This window comes from Pelomonas parva (assembly GCF_043555835.1).
Lineage (GTDB): Bacteria > Pseudomonadota > Gammaproteobacteria > Burkholderiales > Burkholderiaceae_C > Pelomonas > Pelomonas parva.
This window is the reverse complement of sequence record NZ_JBIGHV010000004.1, coordinates 495,862-519,518: the sequence shown is the minus strand read 5'-3', so window position 1 is coordinate 519,518 and position 23,657 is coordinate 495,862. Positions and strand designations below refer to the sequence as shown.

Genomic DNA, 23,657 nt, shown 5'->3' with positions numbered 1-23,657 from the left:
GCAATGATAAAGGCGGCTTCACCTCGGGCCCGCCCGGCGAGCCGTCAGTCACTCTCGTCGTGCGCCTTGTACGCGCCGACCAGCGCCGCCTGGGTGTTGGGCGGCACGGCCTCGTAGTGCGACAGCACCAGCGTGTAGCGCCCCTCGCCGGCCGTCATCGCGTTCAGCCGCGTCTGGTAGCTGGCCAGCTCGGCCAACGGCGCCAGGCCTTGCACGATGAGGCTGCCCGGCACGGCGGCGCGGGTGCCGTTGACCTGGCCGCGGCGCGAGGCGAGGTCGCCGGTGATGTCGCCGATGCCGTGCTCGGGCGCCGTGATCTCGACCTGCACGATGGGCTCCAGTACCAGCGGGCGGGCCTCCTTCACGGCCTCGATCAGCGCGCGGCGGCCGGCGGTGACGAAGGCAATCTCCTTGCTGTCCACCGAGTGGTGCTTGCCGTCGTAGACGACCACGCGCAGGTCGACCAGCGGGTAACCGGCGATGACGCCGCTGGCCAGCGCCGAGCGCACGCCCTTCTCGACCGCCGGCATGAACTGGCCGGGGATGGTGCCGCCCTTGACCGCGTCGACGAACTCGAAGCCGGCGCCGCGCGCCAACGGCTCGACGCGCAGGTAGACCTCGCCGAACTGCCCGGCGCCGCCGCTCTGCTTCTTGTGGCGGAAGTGGCCCTCGGCCGGCGCCGAGACGGTCTCGCGGTAGGCGATGCGCGGCGGCTCGGTGAGCACCTCGCCCTTGTAGAGATCGCGCAGGCGCTCCAGCAGCAGACGCAGGTGCAGCTCGCCCAGGCCGTAGACCAGCGTCTGGTGCGTCTCGCCTGCCTGCTCGATGCGCAGGCAGGGGTCCTCGTCCACCAGCCGGGCCAGCACCTCCCACAGCTTCTGCTCGTCGCCGCGCCGCGCCGGGCTGATGGCCAGGCCGTGCACGGGCGTCGGGAAGTCCAGCGGTTTCAGGTAGATGTGCTCGTCCTCCTGCGCATCGTGCAGCACGGCGTCGAAGGCCAGGTCGTCGACCTTGGCGATGGCGCACAGGTCACCGGGCAGCGCCTCGTCCACGTCCACGTGTTTGGCGCCCTGCAGCATGAACAGGTGGCCCACGCGGATGGGCTTGCGTGCATGGCCGACGAACAGCAGCCCGCCCTTGGCGATGCTGCCCTGGTGCACGCGCATGATGCCCATCTTGCCCAGGTAGGGGTCGGCGACGATCTTGAAGACATGGGCCAGCACATGGGCGGCCGGGTCGGGCGTGGCCGGGTAGGGCGTGGGCTCGGTGCCCTTGCCTTCGAGGAAAGGCGGCGGGTTGCCTTCGGCCGGGTTGGGCATCAGTAGCTCAATGGCGCTCAGCAGCTCGCTGACGCCGGCGCCCGTCTTGGCCGAGCAGAAGCAGACCGGGATCAGATGGCCCTCGCGCAGTGCCTGTTCCAGCGGCGCGTGCAGCTCGCGCGGATCGATGTCGCCGTCGTTCAGGTAGCGCTCGACGAACTCGGCGTCGACCTCCACGACCTGCTCCACCAGCGCGCGGTGCGCGTCGGCGACAGACGAAAAATCGGCCTCACCCGAGGCCGCGAAGAAGCAATCGGCGACGCGCTGGGCGCCGCCGGCCGGCAAGTTCAACGGCAGGCATTCCTTGCCGAACACCTCGCGGATCTGCGCCAGCAGCGCAGGCAGGTCGACATCCGGCGCGTCGATCTTGTTGACGACGATGAGCCGCGCCAGGCCGCGCTCGCCGGCGGCCGTCAGCAGGCGCTGGGCCATCAGCTCGATGCCGTTCTGCGCGTTGATGACGATGAGGGCCGTGTCCGCCGCCTCCAGCGCGGGCAGGGCCTGGCCGACGAAGTCCGGCGCGCCGGGCGTGTCGATGGCGTGGACCCGAATGCCGCCGTGCGTGAAATGGGCGAGGCTGGACTGCAGCGAATGGCCCAGGCGCTTCTCCAGCGGGTCGTGGTCCGACACCGTGCTGCCGCGCTCGATGCTGCCGGCCTGCGGAATGGCGCCGGCGTGGGCCAGCAGCGCGTCCAGCAGCAGTGTCTTGCCTGCAGCGGCGGGGCCGACCAGCGCGACCGTGCGGATGGCGCTCACTCGTGAATCCAGGCTGGGTAAGCTCATCGGACGCTCCTCGTGTGCGGGGCACCCAGAGTAGAAGAACGCGCCCAGCGCGGCAAGCTCAGGCCACTACAGGAACCCCAGGCTGCGCGCGCTGCCGAAGTTGGCGAGGTTGGGCAACACCGTGTCCAGCTGCCCGGCGCTCGCGCCCATCCAGCCCAGCAGCGTGGCCGCGTACTGGTCGACCGAGCTGGTCGGAATCCAGCGGCCGTGCTGCTCCCAGCTGTCGACGCCCACATCGTCCGGCCCGCCCAGCGCCAGCACCGGGTACTGGCCATGGAAGCCACCCTTGACCGCGCCGCCCAGCACGAAGTGGTGGTTGCCCCAGGCGTGGTCGGTGCCGTTGCTGTTGTTGGGCTTGAAGGTGCGGCCGAAGTCGCTCTGCGTGAAGGTGGTGACCGACTCGGCCATGCCCAGTGCCGTCAGCGCCGCCTGGAAGCAGGCCAGCGCGTCGCCCAACTGCTTGAGCAGGCCGGCGTGCTGGCCCGACAGCGCGTCGGTGCCGATCTGCTCGCCATGCGTGTCGAAGCCGCCGAGCTGCGCGAAGTAGATCTGCCGGTTGCCGCCTAGCGTGGCGCGCACGTCCAGCATCTTGGCGGCCTGGTAGAGCTGCCGGCCCAGGCCCGTCGACACATTGCCGTTGACGATCAGCGGCGCGAATGCTGCGTCGATGGCGGCATTGCTGCCCGCCTCGCCGGGCTTGCGCTTGACCAGGGGACCGAGCTGTTCGGACAGCGCCATCGCGTCGATCTGCTGCTTCTGCAGGGCGCCGGCGAGGTCGGTGTCGGCGGACTGTTCGGCCAGTGACTTCACCGCGTCGAGTTTGAGCGCATTGGGCTTCCAGGTCATGTCGGCGCTGGCCAAGCCGGCGGCACCGAAGCCGTCACCCGGGCCGGGCAGCACCAGCGGCGCGGCCAGCTCCGACAGGCCGAAATGGCCGTTGCCGCCGACGCTGATGACCGGGCTCACCAGCCCCAGCGCGGCGGACGCGCGGCCGCCCCAGCCGGTGCGGCTCTGGGCGTCGGTGCTGGCGCTCTCCCACAGCACCTGCTGGTCGCTGTGCGAGAACAGGCTGGGCGGCGTCAGCGCCGTGCGGCCGGCATCGGCGCGGTACTGGGCCTTGGTCAGCGGCGCATGCAGCGGGCCGACGTTGAACTGCACGGCCAGCTTGCCGGCGGCGAACAGCGGGGTCAGCGCAGCCAGCGCCGGGTGCAGGCCGAAATCGCTCGTGCCGAGCCGGCCCAGGCTGGCCTGCGGCAGCGCCAGGCCGGCGCGCACCCGGGCGTAGTCGGCGTAGCGGCCGGCGTCCATCGGCACGACGCTGTTCATGCCGTCGTTGCCGCCGTACAGGAAGATGCAGACGAGCGCCTTGAAGTCGGCCGCCTGGGCGGAGCGCAGCGGCGCCAGGGCGCCCAGCGTGCCCAGACCGAGGGCGCCGGCAAGCAGGCGGCGGCGGCTGAGGGAGGGGTGGTGGTGAGACATGGATGACCCCTCAACGAATGATCTGGAACTGCGGCGCGGCGAACACCAGGTAGGCGGCCGTCCTGACGCGGTTGGCGCGCCAGGTCTTGGCGTCGGTCTTGTCCGTCCACCAGCCCACCGCCTCCACCACCTTGGCGCGCGGGCCGGCGGGCAGCGGCTCGCCATGGGCCAGCAGCGCGAGGCGGTCGACGAGCTTGTCGGCGTCGGCCGCATCGGCATCGAAGGCGTCAAGCGTCACCTTCGTTCCGATCGCCCCCGGCACGCTGGCCACCGGCTCGGAGCCGCCCCAGTTGAGCAGGTAGGTCAGGTAATTCAGCCGCTCCAGCGAGGTGTTGGCGTTGTGGATGCCGAAGGCGCCGCCGGTCAGCTTTGTGCCCGGCACCGGGTAGTCGGGCGGGTAGAAGTTGAAGACTGACGGCGAGCGGAAGACATGCTGGCGCAGCGTCTCGCCCCACCACCAGCCGAGCGCGTCGCCATCGGTGCGGCCGTTCAGCGCGCGCAGCACGCCGGTCATCATCAGCACCGGCTCACGCAGCCGGCCGCCAGATGACCCGGGCGATGCGTCGCCGCGCGCCTCGGCGTCCAGCAGCACGGCGGCCACGGTGGCGGCCAGGTCGCCGGCGCGGCCGGTGCCGAAGCTGATGCCGCCGCTGCTGAATCTGCCGCTCTGGAAGGCCGTCGACACCCGGCTCACGTAGCCGGTCGTGGGGTTGGAGCGCACCAGCGCCTGGATGAGCTGCTTGCCGATGAAGGGCGCGATGTTGGGGTGGGCCAGCAGGCTGTCGAGCACGGCATCCAGCGCCTGCGCGGGCGTGCTTCCGGCGGCCTTCTTGCCACCGGCCAGCAGCGCGCGCTCGGCGCCGTCGTGCAGGCTGGCCAGCGGCGCCATCTCGCCGTCGTAGAAGCGGCAGTTGGCGCCCTTGGGCGAGCAGCCCCACTTGGACTTGCCGCCGGCCGGATAGGTCCAGCCGGTCAGTGCATACGCGTAGTTGCGGACCGCCGTGTTGTCGTAGGTCGCCTGGCAACGGCCGCCCTTCAGGCTGCCGTCGGTCTCCAGCAGGCAGGTGCCCACGGAGAAGAGCTGCAGCAGCTCGCGCGGGAAGTTTTCGTTGGGCGCGGCCTTGTCGTTGTTGACGCCGTTCAGATAGTCGCCCATCACCGGGCTCAGCGCGACCGCGCGCAGCACGTCGCGGTAGTTGCCGAAGGCGTTGTCCAGCAGCGCGTTCTGGTAGCGGCGCAGGCCGTAGGTGCCTTCCACCTCCAGGTTGCTGACGACCAGGATCTGCTGCAGCGCGAAGGCCATGCGCTGGCGCAACTGGTCGGGCTGGCCGACAGCGTTGCGGTAGAAGTCCCACAGCAGTGGCTGGCTGGAGAAGGCGTCGCGCCAGCAGTGGTCGCCCTTGTTGGCGGGCTGGTCGCAGAAGCCCACGCCGCTGGTGTCGGTGTGCACGGCGCTCGTGCCGCCGGCGGTGTAGCGCGAGGCCTGCGGCAGCTGCACCTGGGCCTGCACCCAGGCGGCGGCGCTCTGGGTGCGCATCTGCGTGACCATCGCCTCGCTCGCGCCGAAGCTGGCCTGCGCGGCCAGGCGGACGGCATCGCGCTGCGTCATCGGCGGCGCGGCCGGCACGGTGGGCGGCGGCTCGGTGGCGGCGGGCGCGTTGGTCGGGGCGCTGGCGCTGCTGCCCCCACCGCCGCCGCAGCCGGCAAGCACGGTGAGGGACAGGGCCATGAAGGCGTGGAGGGGCAGGCGCATCGGGATGGCAGCGGAAGTGGCCGCGCATGATGTCTGCTGGAAGGCAAGTGCCGTAACGCGGAGTTGCCCTTGGCCTGAGCAGTTAACCGATCGCTACATGCCGGCGCTTGCATCTGCGTGTAGCGTGACAAGTCTCACGGCCCCCAGGAGCACCCATGCGCATGACTGCAACCCCCGTTCTGGCGCTGCTGGCCGTGCTGGCCGCCCTGTCGGGCTGCGGCGGAGGTGGCGGCGGCGCGGACGCACCACCGGCCGCGCCACCCGCACCACCGGTGGTGGCGCCGGCAGCGGCGCGCGCCACGGCCCAGGCGGCGCGCTTCGCCAGCCCCTGGGGCCTGGCGGCCTTGCCCGACGGCAGCTGGCTGGTCACCCAGCGTGCCGCCGGCCTCGTGCGCATGGCGGCCGACTACTCGGGCAGCCAGCCGATCAGCGGCGGGCCGGTCGTCAGCAGCGCCGGCCAGGGCGGCCTGCTGGACGTGGCGCTGGACCCGGATTACGCCAGCAACGCCCTCGTCTACCTCAGCTATGCCGAGCCCGGCAGCGGCGCCGACGCAGGCAAGTCCGGCACCGCGGTCGCGCGGGCCCAACTGGTCGGCAATGCGCTGCAGGGGCTGACGGTCATCTTCCGCCAGGCGCCCAAGGTGACTGGCACGGGCCACTACGGCTCGCGCCTCGTCTTCGCGCGGGACAAGACGCTCTACATCACGCTGGGCGAACGCCAGCTCGGCAGCCCCGCGCAGGACGTGGCGCAGACGCTGGGCAAGGTCGTGCGCATCAACCGTGACGGCAGCCTGCCGGCCGGCAACCCGGGCTTCGGCGCGGGTGCGCTGCCGGGGCTGTGGAGCATCGGCCACCGCAACCCGCAGGGCGCGGCGCTGCATCCGACGACCGGCGATCTGTGGGTCAGCGAGCACGGCTCGCAGGGCGGCGACGAGATCAACATCGCCCGCGCCGGCGGCAACCACGGCTGGCCGCTGGTCAGCTACGGCTGCAACTACGGCGACCCCGTCGGCACCGCCTGCGCCATCGGCGGCGGCGTGCATGCGCCGCGCTTCGTCGAGCCGCTGACCAGCTGGGTGCCCACGTCCATCGCGCCGGCCGGCATCGCCTTCTACAGCGGCGCGATGTTCCCCGAGTGGCAGGGCAATCTGTTCGTCGGCGCGCTGGCCGGCCAGGCGCTGTGGCGGCTGACGCTCAGTGGCGACTCCGTCGCGTCGCGCGAGATGCTGTTCGCCGACCTCGGCGAGCGCATCCGCGCCGTGGCGGTGGCGGCGGACGGCGCTTTGCTGCTGCTCACCGACAGCGGCAGGCTGATGCGCGTCGCGCGCTGATTGCTGCGCGATCAGTCCCTGTGACCGTGGCCGTGACCCCGGCCATGCCCGTGACCGCGATCATGGCCACGGCCGTGGTGGGCGTGGCCATGCCGGTCACGCTCGCGGTGCACCACGACATGCTGGCGATACCAGCCGTCCTGCACGAAGTACACCGGCGCGCCGCAGGCGCCATAGGCGCGGCAATGGCGGCGCCAGTCGCGGCGGTGCTCCGGCGGCACCCACAGGTAGACGGGCTCGCGGTGCACCGGCCGGCCGATGTAGACCGGGCGCGGCGCGACCAGCACCGGCTGCGGGTAGCGGCCGATGTCGACCCGGCCGTAGACGCCGGGCTGGCTGAAGCCGATGGACACGCCGATGTCGGTGGCCTGCGCCGGCGCGGCGGCCAGGCCGGCGGCGGCCAGCAGGGCGGGGGCGATCCAGCGGGTGAGGGAATGGCGGATGGACATGAGAGGCTCCTCGTGGCGGGCGCCGCAGCGCCGGTGCCGACCTCAACGCGGCGCGCGACGCCGGCGTTGGCAGCAGCGCAGTAACAAACAGCACTGCCGGCCTTGTCCTACAGCGCCGCTCCGGGCTCGCCGACTGCGCCCGCAGCCAGGCGGCCTCAAGCTTGCCGTTCCTCTGCCTGGAGACCTTATGAGCGAATCCCCGCCCATGGCTGCCGCGTTGCTGGCCCTTGCGCAGAACGCCCGCTTCCTGGAGCGCTGCAGCCGGCTGGCCGGGGTCGGCGCCTGGGAGTGGCAGCCCGACAGCGACGCGCTGCTGCTGTCCGATTCCGCCTGCGAGCTGCTCGGCCTGCCGGCCGGCCAGGTGCCCACGCTGGCGGCGCTGCTGCAGCGCTTCGGCCCGGACGGCGCCGCGATGTTGGACGCCGCGCTGCACCGTGCGGCCCAGGAGGGGCTGCGCTGGGACGTGGAGCTGCGCTGCAGCGATGAGCGCGGCGAGCGCGTGCTGCGCGTCGTCGGCGGGCCGGACGCGGACGACGATGGCGGCGGGCCGCGTGTGGGCGTCGTCATGCAGGACGTGACCGACGCCGCCGGAGTGCGCGCCGAACTGGAGCACACGCTGGAGCGCCTGGCGCTGGCCACCCACGGCGGCGGCATCGGCGTGTGGGAGCTGGACTTGCAGGCCTCTGCCCAGGGCGCGCTGTCCTGGGACGACGCGATGTGGCGGCTGCACGGCGAGGAGGCCTCCCACGGCCGGCGCATCACGCCCGCCGGCTGGTGCCGCCAGCTGCAGCGCCAGGACCGCCGCGCCGCGTTGCAGGCCCTGCGCAGCGCGATCCGCGGCGCAGGGCAGTTCGACGGCGAATGGCGCGTCGAGGGCCCCGACGGCACGACCCGCGTGCTGCACGGCTCGGGCCGCGTGCTGCGCGACGGCGCCGGCTGGCCGCTGCGGCTGTCGGGCGTGTGCTGGGACGTCAGCGAGGAGCGCCGGCTGCAGCAGCAGATCGAGGTGCAGCACGAGTTGCTGGAGGTCACGCTGCAGTGCATCGGCGACGCCGTGCTGACCACCGATGCGCAGGGCCGTGTCAGCTGGCTGAACCCGGTCGCCCAGCGCCTGACCGGCTGGACCGCCGCCGAGGCGCGCGGCCAGCCGGCCAGCCGCGTCTTCGTGGCCCAGCTGGAGGGCGCCGCCGAGCCGCTGCCGGACCCGGTGCAGCGCTGCCTGGTCAGCGGCCAGCCGTCGCGGCTGCCGGGTGGCGCCGTGCTGCTGGCGCGCGACGGCACGCGGCGCGCCGTGGACGACTCGGTGGCGCCCATCCGCGGCAAGGCGGGCGGCGTCCTCGGCGCGGTGCTCGTCTTCCGCGACGTGACGCAGCAGCGCCGCCAGTTCGACGAGATCAGCTGGCGCGCCAGCCATGACGGGCTGACAGGCCTGGTCAACCGCACCGAGTTCGGCCAGCGCCTGGCGCGCACCTTCGAACGCGCCCGGCGCGACGGCAGCCAGCATGTCGTGCTGGCGCTGGACCTGGACCGCTTCAAGCTCATCAACGACCAGTGCGGCCATGCCGCCGGCGACGAGGTGCTGAGCCAGGTGGCGCAGCGCCTGGAGGCCGGCGTGCGCAGCCGCGACACTGTGGCCCGTCTGGGCGGCGATGAGTTCGCGGCGCTGCTGGAGAACTGCACGCCGGACGAGGCGCTGCATGTCGCGCGCAAGCTCTGCGACGCGCTGGACCGCTACCGCTACGTGCACGGCGGGCAGAGCTTTCGCATCGGCGCGAGCATCGGCGTCGCGCCGCTGGACACGCGCTGGCCCGATGCCGAGACCGCGCTGCGCGAGGCCGATGGCTGCTGCATGCTGGCCAAGGAGCAGGGGCGCAACCGCGTACACGTCTGGGCGCCCGACGACGCGACGCTGCGCACCCATCAGAGCGAGCACCGCTGGGCCGCGCGGCTGCAGCAGGCGCTGGACGAGGGCCGCTTCGAGCTGGACCTGCAGCGCGTGATGGCCGCGCAGGGCGCCGAGGACGACGGCAGGCTGCGCGGCGAGCTGCTGCTGCGGCTGCGCGAGCCCGATGGCACGTGCGTGCTGCCCGGCGCCTTCATGCCGGCGGCCGAGCGCTTTCACATCGCGCCGCGGCTGGACCGCTGGGTGCTGCGCCAGGCCGTCGCGATGCTGCAGCGCGAGGAAGGCGATGGCGGCCCGGAGATCGCGTCGCTGTCCGTCAACCTGTCCGGCCTGACGCTGCAGGACGCCGCCTTCCACCAGGAGGCGCGCGCGCTGCTGCAGCAGCTGGGCCCCGAGCGGGCGCGGGCGCTGTGCCTGGAGATCACCGAGACGGCCGTCATCACGCGGCTGGCCGACGCGGCCCACTTCATCGCGCAGATGCGCGCGCTGGGGGTGCGCATCGCGCTGGACGACTTCGGCGCGGGCGCCTCGTCGTTCAGCTACCTGAAGGCGCTGCCGGTGGATGTGTTGAAGATCGACGGCCAGTTCGTGCGCGATCTGTTGACAGACCCGCTGGACCAGGTGGCCGTGCGCAGCTTTGTCGACGTGGCGCGCACGCTGGGCCTGACGACGGTGGCCCAGTGCGTGGAGACCCCCGAGGTGCTGCTGGAGCTGGTGCGCCTGGGCGTCGCCGAGGTGCAGGGCTTTCTGCTGCACCGGCCCGAGCCGGTGGCGGGGCTGCTGGCGACTGCGGCCGCCTGACGGTCAGCGCGGCTTGGTGGTGCGGTCGATGGCTGGCCGCTCGTTGCCGTCGGCGACGGCCCGCAGCGACACCTGCAGGCCCTGCGCAAACTGTGCCTGCCACTGCGTGGCGGCGCCTGGCGTCGCCGAGCGCGGCGGCGCGTCGTCCATGGTGGCCAGAACGACGCTGCCGGCAGCGACCGCAGCCAGCAGCCAGACCTTGGCAGGCAGTGATTTCAGGAACTCCATGGCGCCCTCCGTGCTGATGAAACCGGCCCGTCGCGCGCAGGGGGGGTGGGCCTGGGGTCAGTGTGGCTGGCGGGTTGGCGGTCGGTTGTCGGCCGCCTCAGGCAGGCGCTGTAGGACTTCAGGAGGCCGATTCGGCCACCGGCTCGACCGTGCCGGGCGCCGTGCGGCGTGGCAGCCGCGCCAGCACCAGCGTGCCGCGTCCGGGCGTGGACAGCAGCTGCAGCGTGCCGCCCAGGCTCTCGATGCGGTAGCGCATGCCCAGCAGCCCGTGATGGCCGGCGCCGACGGCCTCCGGGTTGAAGCCCTGGCCGTCATCACGGATCTGCAGCTGCAGCCAGCCATCGGCCTCGCCCAGCGACACGCGCACCGTCTTGGCCTTGGCGTGGCGCAGCACATTGGTCAGCGCCTCCTGCACCAGGCGGTACAAGGCCAGGCGGTCGCCGTCCTCGGTGGGGACCTCGGTCAGCTCCAGGCTGATCTGCAGGCCCGAGCGCTGCGCGAACTCCTGGACCAGGATCTCCAGCGCGGCCGTGAGGCCCAGGTTGGACAGCGCCGACGGCCGCAGGTCTTCGATGATGCGGCGCTTCAGCGCGATGCCCTGGTCCAGCAGGGCGCTCATGTGCTTGAGGCGCTCGTCGATGTCGGGCGCCGTCTTGGTCATGCGGCGGATGCGGGCGACGTCGAGCTTGGCGGCCGTCAGCAGCGCGCCGAGCTCGTCGTGCAGCTCGCGGGCCAGGTGGGCGCGCTCGTCCTCGCGCACGGTCTGCAGGTGGCGGGCCAGCTCGGTCAGCTCGGCGGTGCGGCGGGCCACCTCGCCGTCCAGCCGGTCGCGCTCCTGGGCCAGCTCGTTGGCATGCTGGCGGCGGGCCTTGTGCAGGGCCTCGTTGCGGCGCAGGAAGATGGCCAGGCCCAGCAGGCTGATGACCGTCAGCCCGTGCACGCCGATGCGGCCGTAGCTGAGCGAGCGGTCGACCGCCTCGCGTTCCAGCGCGATCTGGTCCAGCTCATGGCGGTCCAGCTGCGCGACGGCATCGCGCACCGCCTGCATCTTCTCGCGGCCGATGTCGGACTCCACCAGCCCCTGCCAGGCCGGCACATTGCCATCGCGGTAGAGCTGGATGACCAGTTGCAGCTCCGAGAGCTTCTCGTCGGCGCGATCACTGGCATGGGCCACGAGGGTGGCCCAGTCGGAGCTTTCGTACTGGCCGCGCAGCCGGTTGAGCACGGCCGGCAGTTCGCGCTCGGCCAGTTGCACGGGGGCGAGGTAGTCGTCCCTGCCGGTCAGCAGGTAGCCGCGCTGGGCGGTCTCGGCGGTGGTCAGCAGCTCGCGCAGGCGCAGGCTGTCGTCGCGGGCCAGGTGGCGGGCCTGGGACTGGGCGAGCGCCTTGTCGGCGCCCCAGAAGGCCGCCTCGCTGACGCCCATGACGGCGGCAGCGGCCAGCGCGGCCAGGCCCACGGCGATGCCGCGGTTGCGCGCAGCGCCCTCCAGCCAGGGGTCGAGATGACGCAGCACCCGTTCAGCTCGCCGCGGCTGCAGGGCGGGACGAAACCTGCTCGGCCAGTTCGGCGCAATAGGCGATGAGGTCGTCCAGCTCGCGGCTCTTGTCGAACACGCGCTCTGCACCGAGGCTGGCGCAGCGCCGGCGCATCTCCTCGGTGGCGTAGTTGGTCAGCACAACGCGCCGCGCCCGCACGCCCAGCCGTTGCGCAGCCTGCAGCACGCCCAGGCCGGTGCCGGAGCGCAGGAAGACGTCGACGATGAAGAGGTCGGCGTTGGACTCCGGGTTGCGGCTCATCCAGCGCACGGCGCTGGCCTCGTCGGCCACCGACCCCACCACCTCCACCTGGGCAAGTTCCTCCAGCGTGGCGACCAGGTTTTCCAGGATCACCGGGCTGTCCTCGACGATGAAGGCTTTGAGTGCTGGCATGGCCCCGACGGCAGCGTATGGCTTGTTGAGGATCAAGTATGAACCGCTTCGACCTGCGGCCGGCTGCATCGGCAACGCGTCGCGCTGTAGGAATTGTCCTAGGCGCGACGCGTGCGAGGGGGCATCAGGGACGGACGGCAATGTCATTGCGCACGGCGACGACGCCGGAGGTCTCGCGGGCCAGCTTCTCGGCCACGGCGCGCTCTTCGCTGCTCTTGGCGAAGCCGGCGAGCTGGACCGTGCCCTTGAGCGTCTCGACGCTGATGGACATGGCGCTGACGATCGGGTCGGCGGCGAACTTGGCCTTGACGCGGGTGGTCAGCGCGGTGTCGTCGACATAGCTGCCGGCAGTCTGCTGGTCGCGGGCCACGGCGCAGCCGCTGGTGACGCCGACGGTGGCGATGAGGGCGGACGCGAGGGCGAGGGTCAGGGCGGACTTGTTCAGCATGGTGGTGCTCCTTTTGGTTTGGCGGCCCACGCTGGGCCGTTGCCGCACTATCGGAGCAGCGCCCCCTGCCGCAGATAGTCCCGCAGACATGCCGCTTGTCGGACACGGCTGTCATCGTTGTAGGACACCGGCCTAGGCCAGGCGGCATGACGGGCTGCTACGCTGACACATCACTCTCCAACGCAGACACACCATGATCCGCATCGGTATCGTCGACGACCACGCCATCGTGCGCACCGGGCTGCGCCAGTTCCTGTCCGACCATGTCGACCTGCGCGTCACCGGCGAAGGCGCCACGGGCCACGAGGCGCTGGAGATGGCGCGGCGCGGCGATGTCGACGTGCTGCTGCTGGACATCTCCATGCCCGACCAGAGCGGCGTCGACGCGCTGGCGGCCATCAAGGCGCGCTTCCCCGAGCTGCCGGTGCTCATCCTCAGCGGCTTCCCCGAGGCGCACTACGCGACCACGTTGCTGCGCCAGGGTGCTGCCGGCTACCTGAACAAGGAATGCGACCCGGACGAGATCGCCAACGCGATCCGCCTCGTGTCGCGCGGCCGGCGCTACATCAGCCCGGCCGTGGCCGAGCAACTGGCCGACAGCGTCGTCGGCGGCGCCAGCGGCGGGGCCACCGACAAGCCGCTGCACGAGGTGTTGTCGGAGCGCGAGTTCCAGGTCTTCCTGCGCCTGGCGCAGGGCGAGACCGTGGGCCACATCGCCGAGGCGCTGTTCCTCAGCGTCAAGACCGTCAGCACCTACCGCACGCGCGTGCTGGAGAAGCTCAAGCTGGCGACCAACAGCGACCTGACCTACTACGCGCTCAAGAACGGGTTGATCCAGTAAGCGGCAGGCCCGCCGCGGCGATGCCGGGGCGGGCCTGGTTGTTCAGCAGCCTGAGGGCGACTCAGTCGTCGACGCGGCCGTCCTGCGTGTCGCCCAGCGTCCACGGCAGCGCGGACTCATAGCCCAGCTCCGTGTCGACCGACGACGAGGTCTCGGCCGGCGACCACCAGCGCGTCAGCGACGACAGCAGCAGGCGATTCGTCAGGGTGCCCGGCACCGCCGGCTCGGAATGGGTGCGGAGGTCGGCCATCAAGTGCTCCAGTGATGTGATGTCGCCGTCAAGGATCGTGGCAGTGCATCGGGCCACGGATCGGCCAGCGGCGCCTTGCCGTGTCGGACAAGGCCGACACGGCGGCCAAGAAAACCATGAGGTGCGCGCCGGTTCGGCTTGGCCACAATGCGGCCGTCCAAGGGAGAACAAGATGAGATGCAAAGCTGCGGCTCTGCTGAGCCTGGCCGCGGCGCTGGCGGCTGCTGGCCTGGCCAGCGCCGCTGACAAGGCGCCGGCAAAACCGGCGTTGAGGCCGCCCGTCAAGGCAGCCGTCAAGGTGCCTGCGAAACCGGCCATCACCGTGCCGGCACAGCCACCCGCTGCCGCATCGGCGCCGGCCTCGCCGCCGGTGGTCCCTGAGGGCGCCGTGGCGGAGATCAACCGCGTGTTCAAGACCAACGTCGTGCCGCGGTTCACCGTGCTGGCCGACGATCAACTCGACACCGATCTGCGGACGGCCGCGCAAGCCATGCAGGCCGAGCACCTGCCGCGCGTGCGCGCGCTGATGGACAGCTGGCTGATCGAGGAGATGCAGCAGCCCAATCCGCAGCGGGCGTTCAACCGCATGCTGGCGCGGCTGACCAACGAGTTCGCCATCTGGGGCCGGGACAGCACCGGCGAGGCGCAAGATGCCGCCCTCGCCCGGGCCTTGCAGACGCCCGGCATGTGCCGCCCCGTGGGCCCCAAGGCGAGCGAACTCGTCATGCGCCTGGCCCGGCTGCGCGGCCTGCCGCCCGAGGTGCGCCAGCAAGCCGTGCAGGCCGAACGCGAGCTGCTGGCACGCTGGGGCCAGCCGCGTCAGGTCAGTGCGGCCGAGCCGCTGGCGGCGGAAGAGGCGCTGCTGCAACTGCGCGCCACCGCCCAGCCGCCCAAGACGCCGCTGCCGCCGGTGCTGGCCTTCCATTTCCTGGGCGACAGCGACGACACGCGGCGCGACCCGGTCCTGGCCACGCCGGCGCAACGCTGCGCGATGCACCAATGGGCCGGCGCCGACCCGGCGCAGTTCCGCGCCGCCATGGCCATGCAGGCGGCGGACTTCTTCTGGAGCGACCGGCGCTGGGCCGCGCGCCCGCTGAGTGACGGCGATCCCTATCCCAGCCTGTCCGACTACTTCGGCACACGCGGCCTGATCACCGTGTTGGGCGACGTGAACGCCGAAGGCCGCGTCGTGCGTGTGAAGGTCATCAAGCGGGAGGTGGAGGTGCCGGGCATCCGCGGCGCGCGCGCCTTCGCACACGAGGGCACGCTCGAACTGGCAACGATGGCCAAGGCCCGCGAGGAAGACTGGTCGGCCGCCGCCGCCAAGCAGGGCGGCCTAAAGGCCGTGCAACGGGAGTACCAATGGAGCTTGTCATGGCGCTGAGACCCACGCTGCTGGCCTTTGTGCTCGCCCTGGCGCAGGGCGTGGCGGTATCTCAGTCGCCGCCAGCGGCGCCGGCGCCGCTGGCCGACACCATCGAGGACCAGGCCGCCGAGGCGATGTTCTGGGGCGACTGGGCCGAAGTCGAGCGGCTGCGTGCGGCGTCGCTCACGGAGGTGCAGCGTGCCCAGGAAGGCGGCCACGCGGCCTGCCTGTTCGGCGTGGGCGCCGACCGGAGCTACAACGGCAACTCGCAGGCCTACCATGAAGCCAAGGTGGCGGCGACGCTGGACTGGGCGCGCCGCCGCCCGGACTCCCCGCTGGCCCACGCCATGCATCTGGATGCGCTGGTGGACCAGGCCTGGTTCTACCGAGGCGCCGGCTATGCCAAGACCGTGTCGGATCAGCGCTTCGCCGACTTCCGCGCCAAGCTGAACGAGGCCCTGACTTACGCCAAGACGCATGGGGTGGTGATGGGTCGGGACAACTACTACATCCGCCCGCTGCTGACCTTGCTGCGCGGCCTGGACGTCAGCCTCAGGCAGCAGCTGGAGATTGCGCGCAAGGGCATGCGCAAGGACGCGTTCGACGAGTGCATCCACAACCGCAGCCTCGAAAGCCTGATGCCCAAGTGGGGCGGCGAGCCCGAGCAGCTGGAGAGTTGGGTCCGCGAGTCCATGAAGGGCCTGCCGGATGGCGCCGCGCTGATGCGCTACGCCCGCTCCTACAACATCGCGGCGGAGAGCGACTACGAACAGAAGCTGTTCGAGGACAGCCTGGCCCGCTGGCCGCTGATGCGCGACGGCCTGCGCCAGCTCATCAATGAGTCACCCAAGAGCCGCTATTGGCAGAACCGGCTGGCCTACTTCGCCTGCATGGTGAAGGACCGCGAAGTCGCCGTGCCGGCGCTGGAAGCGATCGAGGCGGCGCCCAAGTTCGAAGCCTGGGACGCCAACGGCCAGCAGACCTACCAGTCGTGCAGGCGCTGGGCGCTGCAGAGCTGAGCCGCCCAGGCTCAGTCCGCCACGCCCGGCTCGGCCATCAACACGCCGCCGCCCGCGCGGCGCGCTTCGTAGAGTGCCGTCTCGGCGCGGCGCTGCAGGTCGGGCAGTCCGCGGTCGCCCGGGCGCAGCCGGCCCCAGCCGGCGCTGAAGGACAGCGCCAGGCCCAGCTCGCCGGGCGCGCTGGTGGCCAGCGCGGTGCGCAGGCGGCGGTCCAGCGCCTGCGGGCCTTCCGGCAGGCAGCGCGCCATCAGCACGCCGCACTGCTCGCCCTCCAGGCGGCCGGCCAGGTCGCCCAGCCGCATCTGCGCCTGCACGCAGCTGGCGAACAGCGCCAGCGCGCGGTCGGCGAAGTCCGTGCCGCGCTCGCTGCGCAGCGCCGCGACGTTGTCGAGTTCCAGCAGGACCAGGGCCAGCGGCTCGTCGTAGCGGCGGGCCATGGAGATGAGGTCGACCGAGCGCTTCGTGAACGCACTGCGGTCGGCCAGGCCGGTCAGGCCGTCGGTCTGTGCCAGCCGCGCCAGCTCCGCCTCGGTCTGGCCGCGCCAGGCCAGCAGCAGCATCGGCAGGGCCAGCAGCAGCGCCAGCTGGCCGGCCAGGGCCAGCACGAGGTCGGGCCAGGGGGCCGTGTCGCCGAGCAGCGTGGCGATGGCGCGGCTGAGCATGGCACCCAGCAGCGGCAGCACGGCGGCCAGGCCCAGCAGCCGCCAGCGCCGGCTGTTCAGGCCTTGCAGCACGGCGGTGCGGCCGGGCAGCGTCAGCGCCACGCCCAGCCAGATGAGCTGCGCGCCCAGCACCAGGTCGACCAGCGTCTGCGCCGCGTCGTGGTGTTGCCACAGCAGCGCGTGGCCGAGGGTCAGCACGACCGGCGCGGCCGTCATCGCCCAGCGGCCGGGGCGGGGTGTGAGCCACAGGCCCAGCGCCCACCACAGCGCAGACAGGCTCACGCTGACGAGGCCGGCGCCGCCGCTGTGCACGGCATTCGGCACGCTGGCGGGGTCGCCCAGCACGGGGCTCCGCAGTGCCAGGCCCAGCGCCAGCGTCGCCATGCCGACCTGCGCCCAGCGACCGCCGGCATCCGCTTCGCGCCAGCCGATCAGCGTGATGAGCACCAGCGCGGCGGCCAGCGCCTGCATGGGCATCAGCGCGAACAGTGCCTCGGTGAATGTCATTTCTTCAGCGGGATGACGGTTTCGCGGCCCACGGGCACGGCGGTGATGCTGTTCTGCGGCGAGCCGTCGATGAGGCGGTCGGAGTAGGTGAGGTAGACCAGCGTGTTGCGCGGGGCGTCCACCATGCGGACGATGCGCAGCTTCTTGAACACCAGCGAGATGCGCTCGTTGAAGACCTCTTCCTGCCGGGCCAGCGGCTGCTTGATGGCGATGGGGCCGACCTGCCGGCAGGCGATGGAGGCCTCGGCCTTGTCTTCGGCCAGGCCGATGGCGCCGCTGATGCCGCCGGTCTTGGCGCGCGACACATAGCAGGTGACGCCTTGCACCTTGGGGTCGTCGTAGGCGTCGACGACGATCTTGTGGTCGGGGCCGATCAGCTTGAAGGCGGTGTCGACGGAGCCGATGGGCTCGGCCTGGGCTGCGGCCGAGGCAAGAAGGAGCAGGAGGGCGGCTGGCTTCATGCGGGGCAGTCTAAAGCGGCTGCGGCGGACACGGGGGGCGGTCTCTGCACGCACTGCGGCCCTGCGCGTGGCGCCGAGCAAAAGGCAGTCGCCGCAGCAGCACCCAGTCACCTCGGTTCCAATGCGGCAACACCTGGCCCATTGACCTCCTCGATGAAACGCCTTTCCCTGGCCCTTCTTGCCACGCTCATGCCCTTCACCATCGCCGCCGAAACGTGGGTCTATGTCGGCACCGACACCGGCGGTGACAGCAAGGGAATCTACGTCGCCACACTCGACGAGACCTCCGGCGCCCTCTCGCCCCCAAGGCTGGCTGCCGCCATCGGCAACCCCGGCTTCCTGGCCATGCACCCCAGCAAGCCGCTGGTCTACTCGGTCGCGGCCGGCAAGGCGCCGGACGGCTCGTGGAAAGAGGAGGTCGCCGCCTTCGCCGTGCAGCCGGACGGCAGCCTCGTGCTGCTCAACACCCAGCCCTCGGGCGGCAACGGCCCCTGCCACATCTCGGTGGATGCCAGCGGCCGCGTGCTGCTGCTGGCCAACTACAACGGCAGCAACGTGGTGTCCTACCCGATCGGTGACGACGGCAAGCTGGGGCCGGCGGCGTCCGCCGTCCGGCACGAGGGCGCCAGCGTCAACCCGCAGCGCCAGACGCGACCGCACCCACACGGCATCTACCCCGGCCCGACCCAGACCTTTGCCTACGTGCCCGATCTGGGCCTCGACAAGGTCATGATCCACCGGCTCGACGTGGACAGTGGCCGCCTCACGCCGCACACGCATGCCACCACCGAGCCTGGCGGCGGCCCGCGCCACCTGGCCTTCCACCCGAGCGGCCGCTACGCCTACGTCAACCTGGAGCTGACGTCCCGCGTCACCGCCTACCGCGTGGACGCCGCCAGTGGCGCACTGGACAGCTTCCAGGTGCTGTCGAGCCTGCCGGCCGGGGTCAGGTCTGAAGGCAACAGCACCGCCGAGATCCTGGTCCACCCGAGTGGCCGCTTTCTCTACGTGTCCAATCGCGGCCACGACAGCATCGCGGTGTTCACGATCAGCCCGCAGGACGGCTCGCTGCGCTTTGTCGAGACGACGCCCACCGGCGGGCGCACACCGCGCAGCTTCGGCATCGTCCCCGGCGGGCGCTTCCTCGTGGCGGCCAACCAGAACGGCCACACGGTCACCGTCTTCCGCATCGACCCCGAGCGCGGCACGCTGTCACCCGCAGGCCGCGACGTGACGGTGGACCGACCCCACCATGTCCGCTTCCTGCGGCGTTGAATTCAAGCCAGCCATGCAAACCCTCAGCGAACACCGCGCCTTTAATGGCACCCAGCGCTTTCTGCAGCACGATTCGGCAGCCATCGGCCTGCCCATGCGCTTCGGCCTCTATCTGCCGCCGCAGCCGAAGGCGCTGCTGGTCTTTCTCGCCGGCCTCACCTGCACGGAGGAGACCTTCGCCATCAAGGCCGGCGCCCAGCGCCTGGCCGCCGAACTGGGCCTGGCGCTGCTGACGCCCGACACCAGCCCGCGCGGCGCCAATGTGGCGGGCGAGGCTGACAGCTGGGACTTCGGCGTCGGCGCCGGCTTCTACCTGGACGCGACGCGCGAGCCCTGGGCCAAGCACTGGCGCATGGAGAGCTATCTCCTCAACGACCTGCTGCCGCTGGTGCAGCACGAAACCGGCCTGGACCGCGTCGGCCTGTTCGGTCACTCCATGGGCGGCCACGGCGCGCTGACGCTGGCGCTGCGCCACCCGGGGCGCTTCCAGTCGCTGTCGGCCTTCGCGCCCATTGCCGCACCGATGCGCTGCCCCTGGGGCCGCAAGGCCTTCGGCGGCTACCTGGGCGAGGACCGCGCCGCCTGGGCCGCGCACGATGCCAGCGAGCTGATGCGCATCCAGCGCGCGGCGCCCTATCCGGGCGGCATCCTCATCGACCAGGGCCTGGCCGACAAGTTCCTCGCCGAGCAATTGCATCCCGAAGCCTTCGAGGCCGCCTGCGCCGCCGCCGGCCAGCCGTTGACGCTGCGCCGCCACGCGGGCTACGACCACGGCTACTACTTCATCGCCAGCTTCGTTGACGACCACCTGCGCCATCACGCCAGCCAGCTCACTTGATATCCGTCGCACGGTCGTGCTAAATTGTTGGCATGGAAACCCGCACTGACCGCGCCGAAGCCACGCTGGCCGCCATCGTCGACACGGCGCTGGCCATGGCCGCCGCCGAGGGGCTTGAGAGCCTGAGCATCGGTGAGGTCGCCAAGCGGCTGGGGCTGTCCAAGAGCGGCGTGTTCTCGCGCGTCGGCTCGCGCGAGCAACTGCAGGTGGCCGTGTTGCTGGAGTACGACCGGCGCTTCCAGCAGTCCGTCTTCGTGCCCGCCATGAGCCAGCCGCGCGGCCTGCCGCGGCTGGATGCCATCATGCGCCGCTGGCTGGCCCGCGCCACCAACGCCGACCGCACGCTGTCCTGTCTCTACACGGCCGGTGCCTTCGAGTACGACGACCGCGAAGGCCCCGTGCGCGACCAGCTGGAGGACGGCGTGCTGCGCCTGCGCGCAGCGTTGCGCCGCACCGTGCTGCAGGCCATCGAGGCCGGCCACCTGCGGGCGGACTTGGACGCCGATCAGTTCGTCTTCGAGATGGACGCGCTCTTCACCGGCCTGCTGCGCGACACGCGCTTCCTGCGCGACCCGCTGGTGCACGAGCGTGGCATCAAGGCCTGGGAGCGCATGCTGGCCGCCGCGAAAGTGCCCCAACCTGCCCGCTGAGTTTTTTTGCCAACGTGTCGCACGGTCGTGCGAAATATGGAGTCCTCAATGACCACCCACAACCCCGCCGCCGCCTTCTTCGCCTCCCCAGCCGCACGCGGCGTCGCCGCGCTGCTGCGCGGCTTGCACCATGTGTCGCCGGCCCTGGGCACGCGCGTCGCCATGGGCTTGTTCTTCACGCCGATGCCGACCAAGTGGCTGGCCCGCTCGCGCGCCGTGCCGCGGCCCTGGGTGGAGCGGCGGCTGCCGTTCGAGGGCGGCCACATCAGCGTCTGGCAGCGTGCGGACATCGAGCCCGGCCGCCCCAAGGTGTTGCTGACCCACGGCTGGGCCGGCGACGCGCAGCAGCTGCGCCCGCTGGCCGACACGCTGGCCGTGGCCGGCTTCGAGCCCGTGCTGCTGGACCTGCCGGCCCACGGCCGCAGCGGTGGCTGGCGCAGCAACCTGCTGCAGTGGGTGCGGGCGCTGTTCGCCGTGACGGCGCGCTTCGGGCCGTGGGACGGCGTGGTCGCGCATTCGCTCGGCGCGATGGCGTTGTCGCACGCACTGGCGCGCGGCCTGCCCGCCAAGCGTGTGGCGCTGGTTGCGATGGCGCCGCCGCCCTGGCAGTTCCTGCGCTGGTTCGCCGACGCCATGGGCACCGGCGAAGGCCTGGCGGCGCGCATGCGCGGGCGCTTCGAGCGGCGCGAGGGCGCGTCGCTGGGGCATTTCGAGCCCGCCTGGCTGGCCGAGCGCGTCACGCAGCCGACGTTGATCGTGCACGACCGGGGCGACATCACCGCGCCCATCGTTGGCAGCGAGACGCTGCTGGCCGGCCTGCCTGCCGGCCGCCTGCATGTGACCGAGGGTCTGGGCCACCGGCGGCTGCTCAGCGACCCGGCCGTCATGCAGCACATCGCCGAGCACCTGTTCAGTGGCGCGTGAGGACGACCTCCAGGTACTCGCTCGGCACCACGAGGCTGTCGGGCCCGGCGCGGTTCAGCGTGGCCAGCAGGTCCGCCAGGTCGCGCTCCAGCGCGGCGCCCTGGTCCGGCCCCAGCGCGGCGAAGGCCTTGTGCACCGGGCCGTACTAGGTGCGGAAGACCTCGATGAAGTGCGCCGGCGAGCGGTAGCGGAACTGGAAGTGCCGGCGTGTGACGGTCTGGTCCTTCACCGCATCGCCGAACAGCTGGGCCAGGTGCGCCTCGGTGCCCCACAGTGACGGTGGCTGGGCACCGGCCGGCGGCGGCAGGTGTCGGCCCATCACCTTGAACAGCTGGCCGATGAAGCCCTCGGGCGTCCAGTTGGCCAGGGCGATGCGCCCGCCCGGGCGGCAGACGCGCGCCAGCTCCGCTGCGGCCTTGGCCTGGTCGGGCGTGAACATCACGCCGAAGGTGGACAGCACGGCGTCGAAGCTGGCGTCGGCGAAGGGCAGGGCCTCGGCGTCGGCGACGCTGAACTCGATCTGCAGGCCCTCCGCTGTGGCACGCGCCGCGCCGCGCTGCAGCAGGTCGCCCACGTAGTCGGTGGACGTGACCGTCGCGCCGCGCCGCGCGGCGGCCAGGCTGGCGTTGCCATTGCCGGCGGCCACATCGAGAACCCGTTCGCCCCAGCGCAGGTCGCAGGCCTCGGCGAGCTGCTCGCCGACGAGTTGCAAGGTGGTGCCGATGACGGCGTAGTTGCCGCTGGCCCAGGCGGTTTGCTGGCGGGCCTTGAGGGCGTTGAATGCGGTGGGGTCGAGCGGTGCGTTCATGGGGGTGTCTCCTGACAGGCAAGGCGGCCAGCATCCCGCCGTACAGCGCTGGCGTCCTGCCCTGTCGCCCGCAATTCCTGCCCGAGCGTCCGGCGTCCCATAATCGATCGACACCCCCTTGGGAGAGTGCCATGGCCCTGGACCGCATCGCCGCCGCGCTGGAGCGCGTGGCCGCCGTCATGCGCAAGCGGCCCGAGCTGGGCCTGCACGACGACACGCCCGCACGGGTGCGCTGGGAAGGCGGCCTGCGCGTCTCGGCGCTGCACGACAACGGCCTGCGCGTCGAGACCGACATGCCGCCTGAACTCGGCGGCAGCGGTGGCGGCGTGACGCCGGGCTGGCTGCTGCGGGCGGGCACGGCTTCCTGCGCCGTCACCTGCATCGTCATGAACGCGGCGGTGCAGGGGGTGGCGCTTGAGTCGCTCGACGCCTGGGTCACCAGCCGTTCGGACACGCGCGGCCTGCTGGGTCTTGCCGGCGATGACGGGCAGCCCGTTGGCGCCGCGCCCGTGGCGATGACGCTGCACATCCGCATCGCGGCCGCCGGGCTGACGGCGGCGCAGATCCGCGAGCTGGTCGAGCAGAGTTGCCTGCGCTCCCCGGTGCCGGCGGCGCTGCGCCAGCCGGTGCCGCTGCTGCTGGACATCGAGGTCGCCGCAGGCTGATGGATGCGCTGTCCCACACGCTGGGCGTGGTGCGTCTGGTGGGCGCAATCTTTCTGCAGGGCCGCTTCACCGCGCCGTGGTGCTACCAGTCGCCGCATGCCGACATTGCCGCCCCGCTGCTGGAGCCGACGGCCGAGCGAGTTGTCATCTTCCACCTCATCACCCACGGTGACTGCCATGTGACGCTGGACGGCAGCGAGCCGGTGGCGCTCACGGCAGGTGACGTCATCGTCTTCTCGCACGGTGACGCGCACCGCATGGCGTCCGACCCGGCCCTGCCGCCGGCCAAGGGCGCGCGGTTCGAGCGCCTGCTCGCACGCCGCCCGCGCCTGCTGAGCTACGGCGGTGGCGGTGCGCAGACGCAGCTGATGTGCGGCTACCTGGCCTGCGACGCGCGCCTAGCCCGCCTGCTGCTGGCCGGCTTGCCGCCGCTGGTGCGCGTCAACGTGCGCGGTTCGAGCGCCGGGGCCTGGCTGGAGAGTTCCATCCGCTATGCGCTGGCCGAGGCCCGCTCGCCGCGGCCGGGCGGGGAGGGCGTGCTGGCCAAGCTGGCCGAGGTGTTGTTCATCGAGGTGTTGCGCCTGTACATGAACGGGCTGCCGCCCGACCGCACCGGCTGGCTGGCGGCGGTGGGGGACCGCATCGTCGGCGCCGCGCTGCAGGCCTTGCATGAACAGCCGGCCCGCCCGTGGACGGTGGAGGAGCTGGCGCGCTCGGCCGGCACATCGCGCACCGTGCTGGCCGAGCGCTTCCAGCAGCTGGTGGGCAGCCCGCCGATGCAATACCTGACCCACTGGCGCATGGTGCTGGCAGCCAACCTGCTGGCCGGCAGCAATGCGCCGCTGGCGCACATTGCCGAGCAGGTCGGCTACCAGACCGACACCGCCTTCAGCCGCGCCTTCCGCCGCGAATACGGTGCGCCGCCAGCGGCCTGGCGCCGCAGCCGTCGCGGCTGATCCGGGCGGCCAG

Annotated in this window: 22 protein-coding genes and 1 pseudogene; 11 read left to right on the top strand and 12 right to left on the bottom strand. The window is 71.8% G+C overall.

Features of this window, described 5'->3' with window-relative positions:
* Window positions 1-44: 44 nt before the first annotated feature.
* The 3 genes from fusA to ACG00Y_RS13115 all read right to left on the bottom strand — a co-directional run bounded on the left by fusA (window position 45) and on the right by ACG00Y_RS13115 (window position 5,334).
* Window positions 45-2,102 carry an elongation factor G gene (fusA, locus tag ACG00Y_RS13125; protein ID WP_394479445.1) on the bottom strand — a complete coding sequence of 686 codons (2,058 nt, stop codon included), beginning with the start codon at window positions 2,100-2,102 and terminating at the stop codon, window positions 45-47.
* A gap of 66 nt (window positions 2,103-2,168) precedes the next feature.
* On the bottom strand, window positions 2,169-3,581 hold the full coding sequence (locus ACG00Y_RS13120) for a DUF1501 domain-containing protein (RefSeq protein ID WP_394479443.1): 1,413 nt from the start codon (window positions 3,579-3,581) through the stop codon (window positions 2,169-2,171).
* Between the two features lie 10 nt (window positions 3,582-3,591).
* Complete coding sequence (locus ACG00Y_RS13115; RefSeq protein WP_394479442.1) at window positions 3,592-5,334, bottom strand: DUF1800 domain-containing protein; 1,743 nt, start codon at window positions 5,332-5,334, stop codon at window positions 3,592-3,594.
* A gap of 161 nt (window positions 5,335-5,495) precedes the next feature.
* Here ACG00Y_RS13115 and ACG00Y_RS13110 point away from each other — a divergent pair, with 161 nt between their 5' ends.
* The gene (locus tag ACG00Y_RS13110) at window positions 5,496-6,665 is read left to right on the top strand and encodes a PQQ-dependent sugar dehydrogenase (RefSeq protein ID WP_394479440.1); all 1,170 of its coding nucleotides are present in this window, start codon (window positions 5,496-5,498) and stop codon (window positions 6,663-6,665) included.
* 11 nt (window positions 6,666-6,676) lie between these two features.
* Here ACG00Y_RS13110 and ACG00Y_RS13105 read toward each other — a convergent pair whose 3' ends face one another.
* Window positions 6,677-7,114, bottom strand: coding sequence for a hypothetical protein (locus tag ACG00Y_RS13105; protein ID WP_394479438.1), 438 nt, complete (start codon window positions 7,112-7,114; stop codon window positions 6,677-6,679).
* A gap of 187 nt (window positions 7,115-7,301) precedes the next feature.
* On the opposite strand from ACG00Y_RS13105, the gene ACG00Y_RS13100 reads away from it, so the two are divergent.
* On the top strand, window positions 7,302-9,818 hold the full coding sequence (locus tag ACG00Y_RS13100; protein WP_394479436.1) for an EAL domain-containing protein: 2,517 nt from the start codon (window positions 7,302-7,304) through the stop codon (window positions 9,816-9,818).
* 3 nt (window positions 9,819-9,821) lie between these two features.
* Here ACG00Y_RS13100 and ACG00Y_RS13095 read toward each other — a convergent pair whose 3' ends face one another.
* From ACG00Y_RS13095 to ACG00Y_RS13080, 4 genes are all read right to left on the bottom strand, one after another.
* Window positions 9,822-10,046 (bottom strand): hypothetical protein, encoded by a 225-nt coding sequence (locus ACG00Y_RS13095; protein ID WP_394479434.1) that lies wholly within the window; start codon window positions 10,044-10,046, stop codon window positions 9,822-9,824.
* Between the two features lie 118 nt (window positions 10,047-10,164).
* On the bottom strand, window positions 10,165-11,559 hold the full coding sequence (locus ACG00Y_RS13090; protein ID WP_394479432.1) for a CHASE3 domain-containing protein: 1,395 nt from the start codon (window positions 11,557-11,559) through the stop codon (window positions 10,165-10,167).
* A 4-nt stretch (window positions 11,560-11,563) separates the two neighbouring features.
* Entirely contained in the window at window positions 11,564-11,974 is a 411-nt protein-coding gene (locus ACG00Y_RS13085) for a response regulator transcription factor (RefSeq protein WP_394479430.1), read from the bottom strand.
* Window positions 11,975-12,098: 124 nt separating this feature from the next.
* Entirely contained in the window at window positions 12,099-12,422 is a 324-nt protein-coding gene (locus ACG00Y_RS13080) for a BON domain-containing protein (RefSeq protein WP_394479428.1), read from the bottom strand.
* Between the two features lie 193 nt (window positions 12,423-12,615).
* Between ACG00Y_RS13080 and ACG00Y_RS13075 the strand changes: the two genes are divergently transcribed.
* Window positions 12,616-13,263 (top strand): response regulator, encoded by a 648-nt coding sequence (locus ACG00Y_RS13075; RefSeq protein ID WP_394479426.1) that lies wholly within the window; start codon window positions 12,616-12,618, stop codon window positions 13,261-13,263.
* Between the two features lie 61 nt (window positions 13,264-13,324).
* Here the strand turns inward: ACG00Y_RS13075 and ACG00Y_RS13070 are convergent, their stop codons facing one another.
* The gene (locus tag ACG00Y_RS13070; protein WP_394479424.1) at window positions 13,325-13,513 is read right to left on the bottom strand and encodes a hypothetical protein; all 189 of its coding nucleotides are present in this window, start codon (window positions 13,511-13,513) and stop codon (window positions 13,325-13,327) included.
* Between the two features lie 172 nt (window positions 13,514-13,685).
* Here ACG00Y_RS13070 and ACG00Y_RS13065 point away from each other — a divergent pair, with 172 nt between their 5' ends.
* Window positions 13,686-14,897, top strand: coding sequence for a hypothetical protein (locus ACG00Y_RS13065; protein ID WP_394479422.1), 1,212 nt, complete (start codon window positions 13,686-13,688; stop codon window positions 14,895-14,897).
* Window positions 14,888-15,898, top strand: coding sequence for a hypothetical protein (locus tag ACG00Y_RS13060; protein ID WP_394479420.1), 1,011 nt, complete (start codon window positions 14,888-14,890; stop codon window positions 15,896-15,898). Before ACG00Y_RS13065 ends, ACG00Y_RS13060 begins: the two co-directional genes overlap by 10 nt.
* 11 nt (window positions 15,899-15,909) lie before the next feature.
* On the opposite strand, the gene ACG00Y_RS13055 is transcribed toward ACG00Y_RS13060, so the two are convergent.
* Both ACG00Y_RS13055 and ACG00Y_RS13050 read right to left on the bottom strand, forming a co-directional pair.
* Window positions 15,910-17,067: a GGDEF domain-containing protein gene (locus ACG00Y_RS13055; protein WP_394479418.1), complete on the bottom strand. Its 1,158-nt coding sequence runs from the start codon at window positions 17,065-17,067 to the stop codon at window positions 15,910-15,912.
* Window positions 17,064-17,528, bottom strand: coding sequence for a CreA family protein (locus ACG00Y_RS13050; RefSeq protein ID WP_394479416.1), 465 nt, complete (start codon window positions 17,526-17,528; stop codon window positions 17,064-17,066). The genes ACG00Y_RS13055 and ACG00Y_RS13050 overlap by 4 nt, the downstream gene beginning before the upstream one ends.
* Window positions 17,529-17,681: 153 nt before the next feature.
* Here ACG00Y_RS13050 and ACG00Y_RS13045 point away from each other — a divergent pair, with 153 nt between their 5' ends.
* Genes ACG00Y_RS13045 through ACG00Y_RS13030 form a run of 4 tightly spaced genes read left to right on the top strand, consistent with a single transcriptional unit; the run spans window position 17,682 to window position 21,215 of the window.
* The gene (locus tag ACG00Y_RS13045; RefSeq protein WP_394479414.1) at window positions 17,682-18,803 is read left to right on the top strand and encodes a lactonase family protein; all 1,122 of its coding nucleotides are present in this window, start codon (window positions 17,682-17,684) and stop codon (window positions 18,801-18,803) included.
* A 13-nt stretch (window positions 18,804-18,816) separates the two neighbouring features.
* Window positions 18,817-19,641 (top strand): S-formylglutathione hydrolase, encoded by an 825-nt coding sequence (gene fghA, locus ACG00Y_RS13040; protein WP_394479412.1) that lies wholly within the window; start codon window positions 18,817-18,819, stop codon window positions 19,639-19,641.
* Window positions 19,642-19,673: 32 nt separating this feature from the next.
* Window positions 19,674-20,291, top strand: a complete 618-nt coding sequence (locus tag ACG00Y_RS13035; protein ID WP_394479410.1) for a TetR/AcrR family transcriptional regulator — start codon at window positions 19,674-19,676, stop codon at window positions 20,289-20,291.
* Between the two features lie 48 nt (window positions 20,292-20,339).
* A complete protein-coding gene (locus ACG00Y_RS13030) occupies window positions 20,340-21,215 on the top strand; it encodes an alpha/beta fold hydrolase (RefSeq protein WP_394479408.1) in 876 nt (291 codons plus the stop codon).
* Here ACG00Y_RS13030 and ACG00Y_RS13025 read toward each other — a convergent pair.
* Window positions 21,202-22,023, bottom strand: a pseudogene (locus tag ACG00Y_RS13025) (class I SAM-dependent methyltransferase). The gene ACG00Y_RS13030 and the pseudogene ACG00Y_RS13025 sit on opposite strands and share 14 nt — an antisense overlap.
* Before the next feature lie 131 nt (window positions 22,024-22,154).
* Here ACG00Y_RS13025 and ACG00Y_RS13020 point away from each other — a divergent pair.
* Window positions 22,155-22,688, top strand: a complete 534-nt coding sequence (locus ACG00Y_RS13020) for an OsmC family protein (RefSeq protein WP_394479406.1) — start codon at window positions 22,155-22,157, stop codon at window positions 22,686-22,688.
* On the top strand, window positions 22,688-23,644 hold the full coding sequence (locus ACG00Y_RS13015) for an AraC family transcriptional regulator (protein WP_394479404.1): 957 nt from the start codon (window positions 22,688-22,690) through the stop codon (window positions 23,642-23,644). Before ACG00Y_RS13020 ends, ACG00Y_RS13015 begins: the two co-directional genes overlap by 1 nt.
* The last annotated feature ends 13 nt before the right edge of the window (window positions 23,645-23,657 follow it).

Coding starts and splice junctions, on each gene's coding strand:
- ACG00Y_RS13100 (WP_394479436.1), top strand. CDS start 7,302: ATGAGCGAATCCCCGCCCATGGCTGCCGCGTTGCTGGCCCTTGCGCAG.
- ACG00Y_RS13055 (WP_394479418.1), bottom strand. CDS start 17,067: ATGACATTCACCGAGGCACTGTTCGCGCTGATGCCCATGCAGGCGCTG.
- ACG00Y_RS13050 (WP_394479416.1), bottom strand. CDS start 17,528: ATGAAGCCAGCCGCCCTCCTGCTCCTTCTTGCCTCGGCCGCAGCCCAG.
- ACG00Y_RS13120 (WP_394479443.1), bottom strand. CDS start 3,581: ATGTCTCACCACCACCCCTCCCTCAGCCGCCGCCGCCTGCTTGCCGGC.
- ACG00Y_RS13070 (WP_394479424.1), bottom strand. CDS start 13,513: ATGGCCGACCTCCGCACCCATTCCGAGCCGGCGGTGCCGGGCACCCTG.
- ACG00Y_RS13085 (WP_394479430.1), bottom strand. CDS start 11,974: ATGCCAGCACTCAAAGCCTTCATCGTCGAGGACAGCCCGGTGATCCTG.
- ACG00Y_RS13060 (WP_394479420.1), top strand. CDS start 14,888: ATGGCGCTGAGACCCACGCTGCTGGCCTTTGTGCTCGCCCTGGCGCAG.
- ACG00Y_RS13020 (WP_394479406.1), top strand. CDS start 22,155: ATGGCCCTGGACCGCATCGCCGCCGCGCTGGAGCGCGTGGCCGCCGTC.
- ACG00Y_RS13065 (WP_394479422.1), top strand. CDS start 13,686: ATGAGATGCAAAGCTGCGGCTCTGCTGAGCCTGGCCGCGGCGCTGGCG.
- ACG00Y_RS13095 (WP_394479434.1), bottom strand. CDS start 10,046: ATGGAGTTCCTGAAATCACTGCCTGCCAAGGTCTGGCTGCTGGCTGCG.
- ACG00Y_RS13015 (WP_394479404.1), top strand. CDS start 22,688: ATGGATGCGCTGTCCCACACGCTGGGCGTGGTGCGTCTGGTGGGCGCA.
- ACG00Y_RS13075 (WP_394479426.1), top strand. CDS start 12,616: ATGATCCGCATCGGTATCGTCGACGACCACGCCATCGTGCGCACCGGG.
- ACG00Y_RS13105 (WP_394479438.1), bottom strand. CDS start 7,114: ATGTCCATCCGCCATTCCCTCACCCGCTGGATCGCCCCCGCCCTGCTG.
- ACG00Y_RS13080 (WP_394479428.1), bottom strand. CDS start 12,422: ATGCTGAACAAGTCCGCCCTGACCCTCGCCCTCGCGTCCGCCCTCATC.
- fghA (WP_394479412.1), top strand. CDS start 18,817: ATGCAAACCCTCAGCGAACACCGCGCCTTTAATGGCACCCAGCGCTTT.
- ACG00Y_RS13035 (WP_394479410.1), top strand. CDS start 19,674: ATGGAAACCCGCACTGACCGCGCCGAAGCCACGCTGGCCGCCATCGTC.
- fusA (WP_394479445.1), bottom strand. CDS start 2,102: ATGAGCTTACCCAGCCTGGATTCACGAGTGAGCGCCATCCGCACGGTC.
- ACG00Y_RS13110 (WP_394479440.1), top strand. CDS start 5,496: ATGACTGCAACCCCCGTTCTGGCGCTGCTGGCCGTGCTGGCCGCCCTG.
- ACG00Y_RS13045 (WP_394479414.1), top strand. CDS start 17,682: ATGAAACGCCTTTCCCTGGCCCTTCTTGCCACGCTCATGCCCTTCACC.
- ACG00Y_RS13115 (WP_394479442.1), bottom strand. CDS start 5,334: ATGCGCCTGCCCCTCCACGCCTTCATGGCCCTGTCCCTCACCGTGCTT.
- ACG00Y_RS13030 (WP_394479408.1), top strand. CDS start 20,340: ATGACCACCCACAACCCCGCCGCCGCCTTCTTCGCCTCCCCAGCCGCA.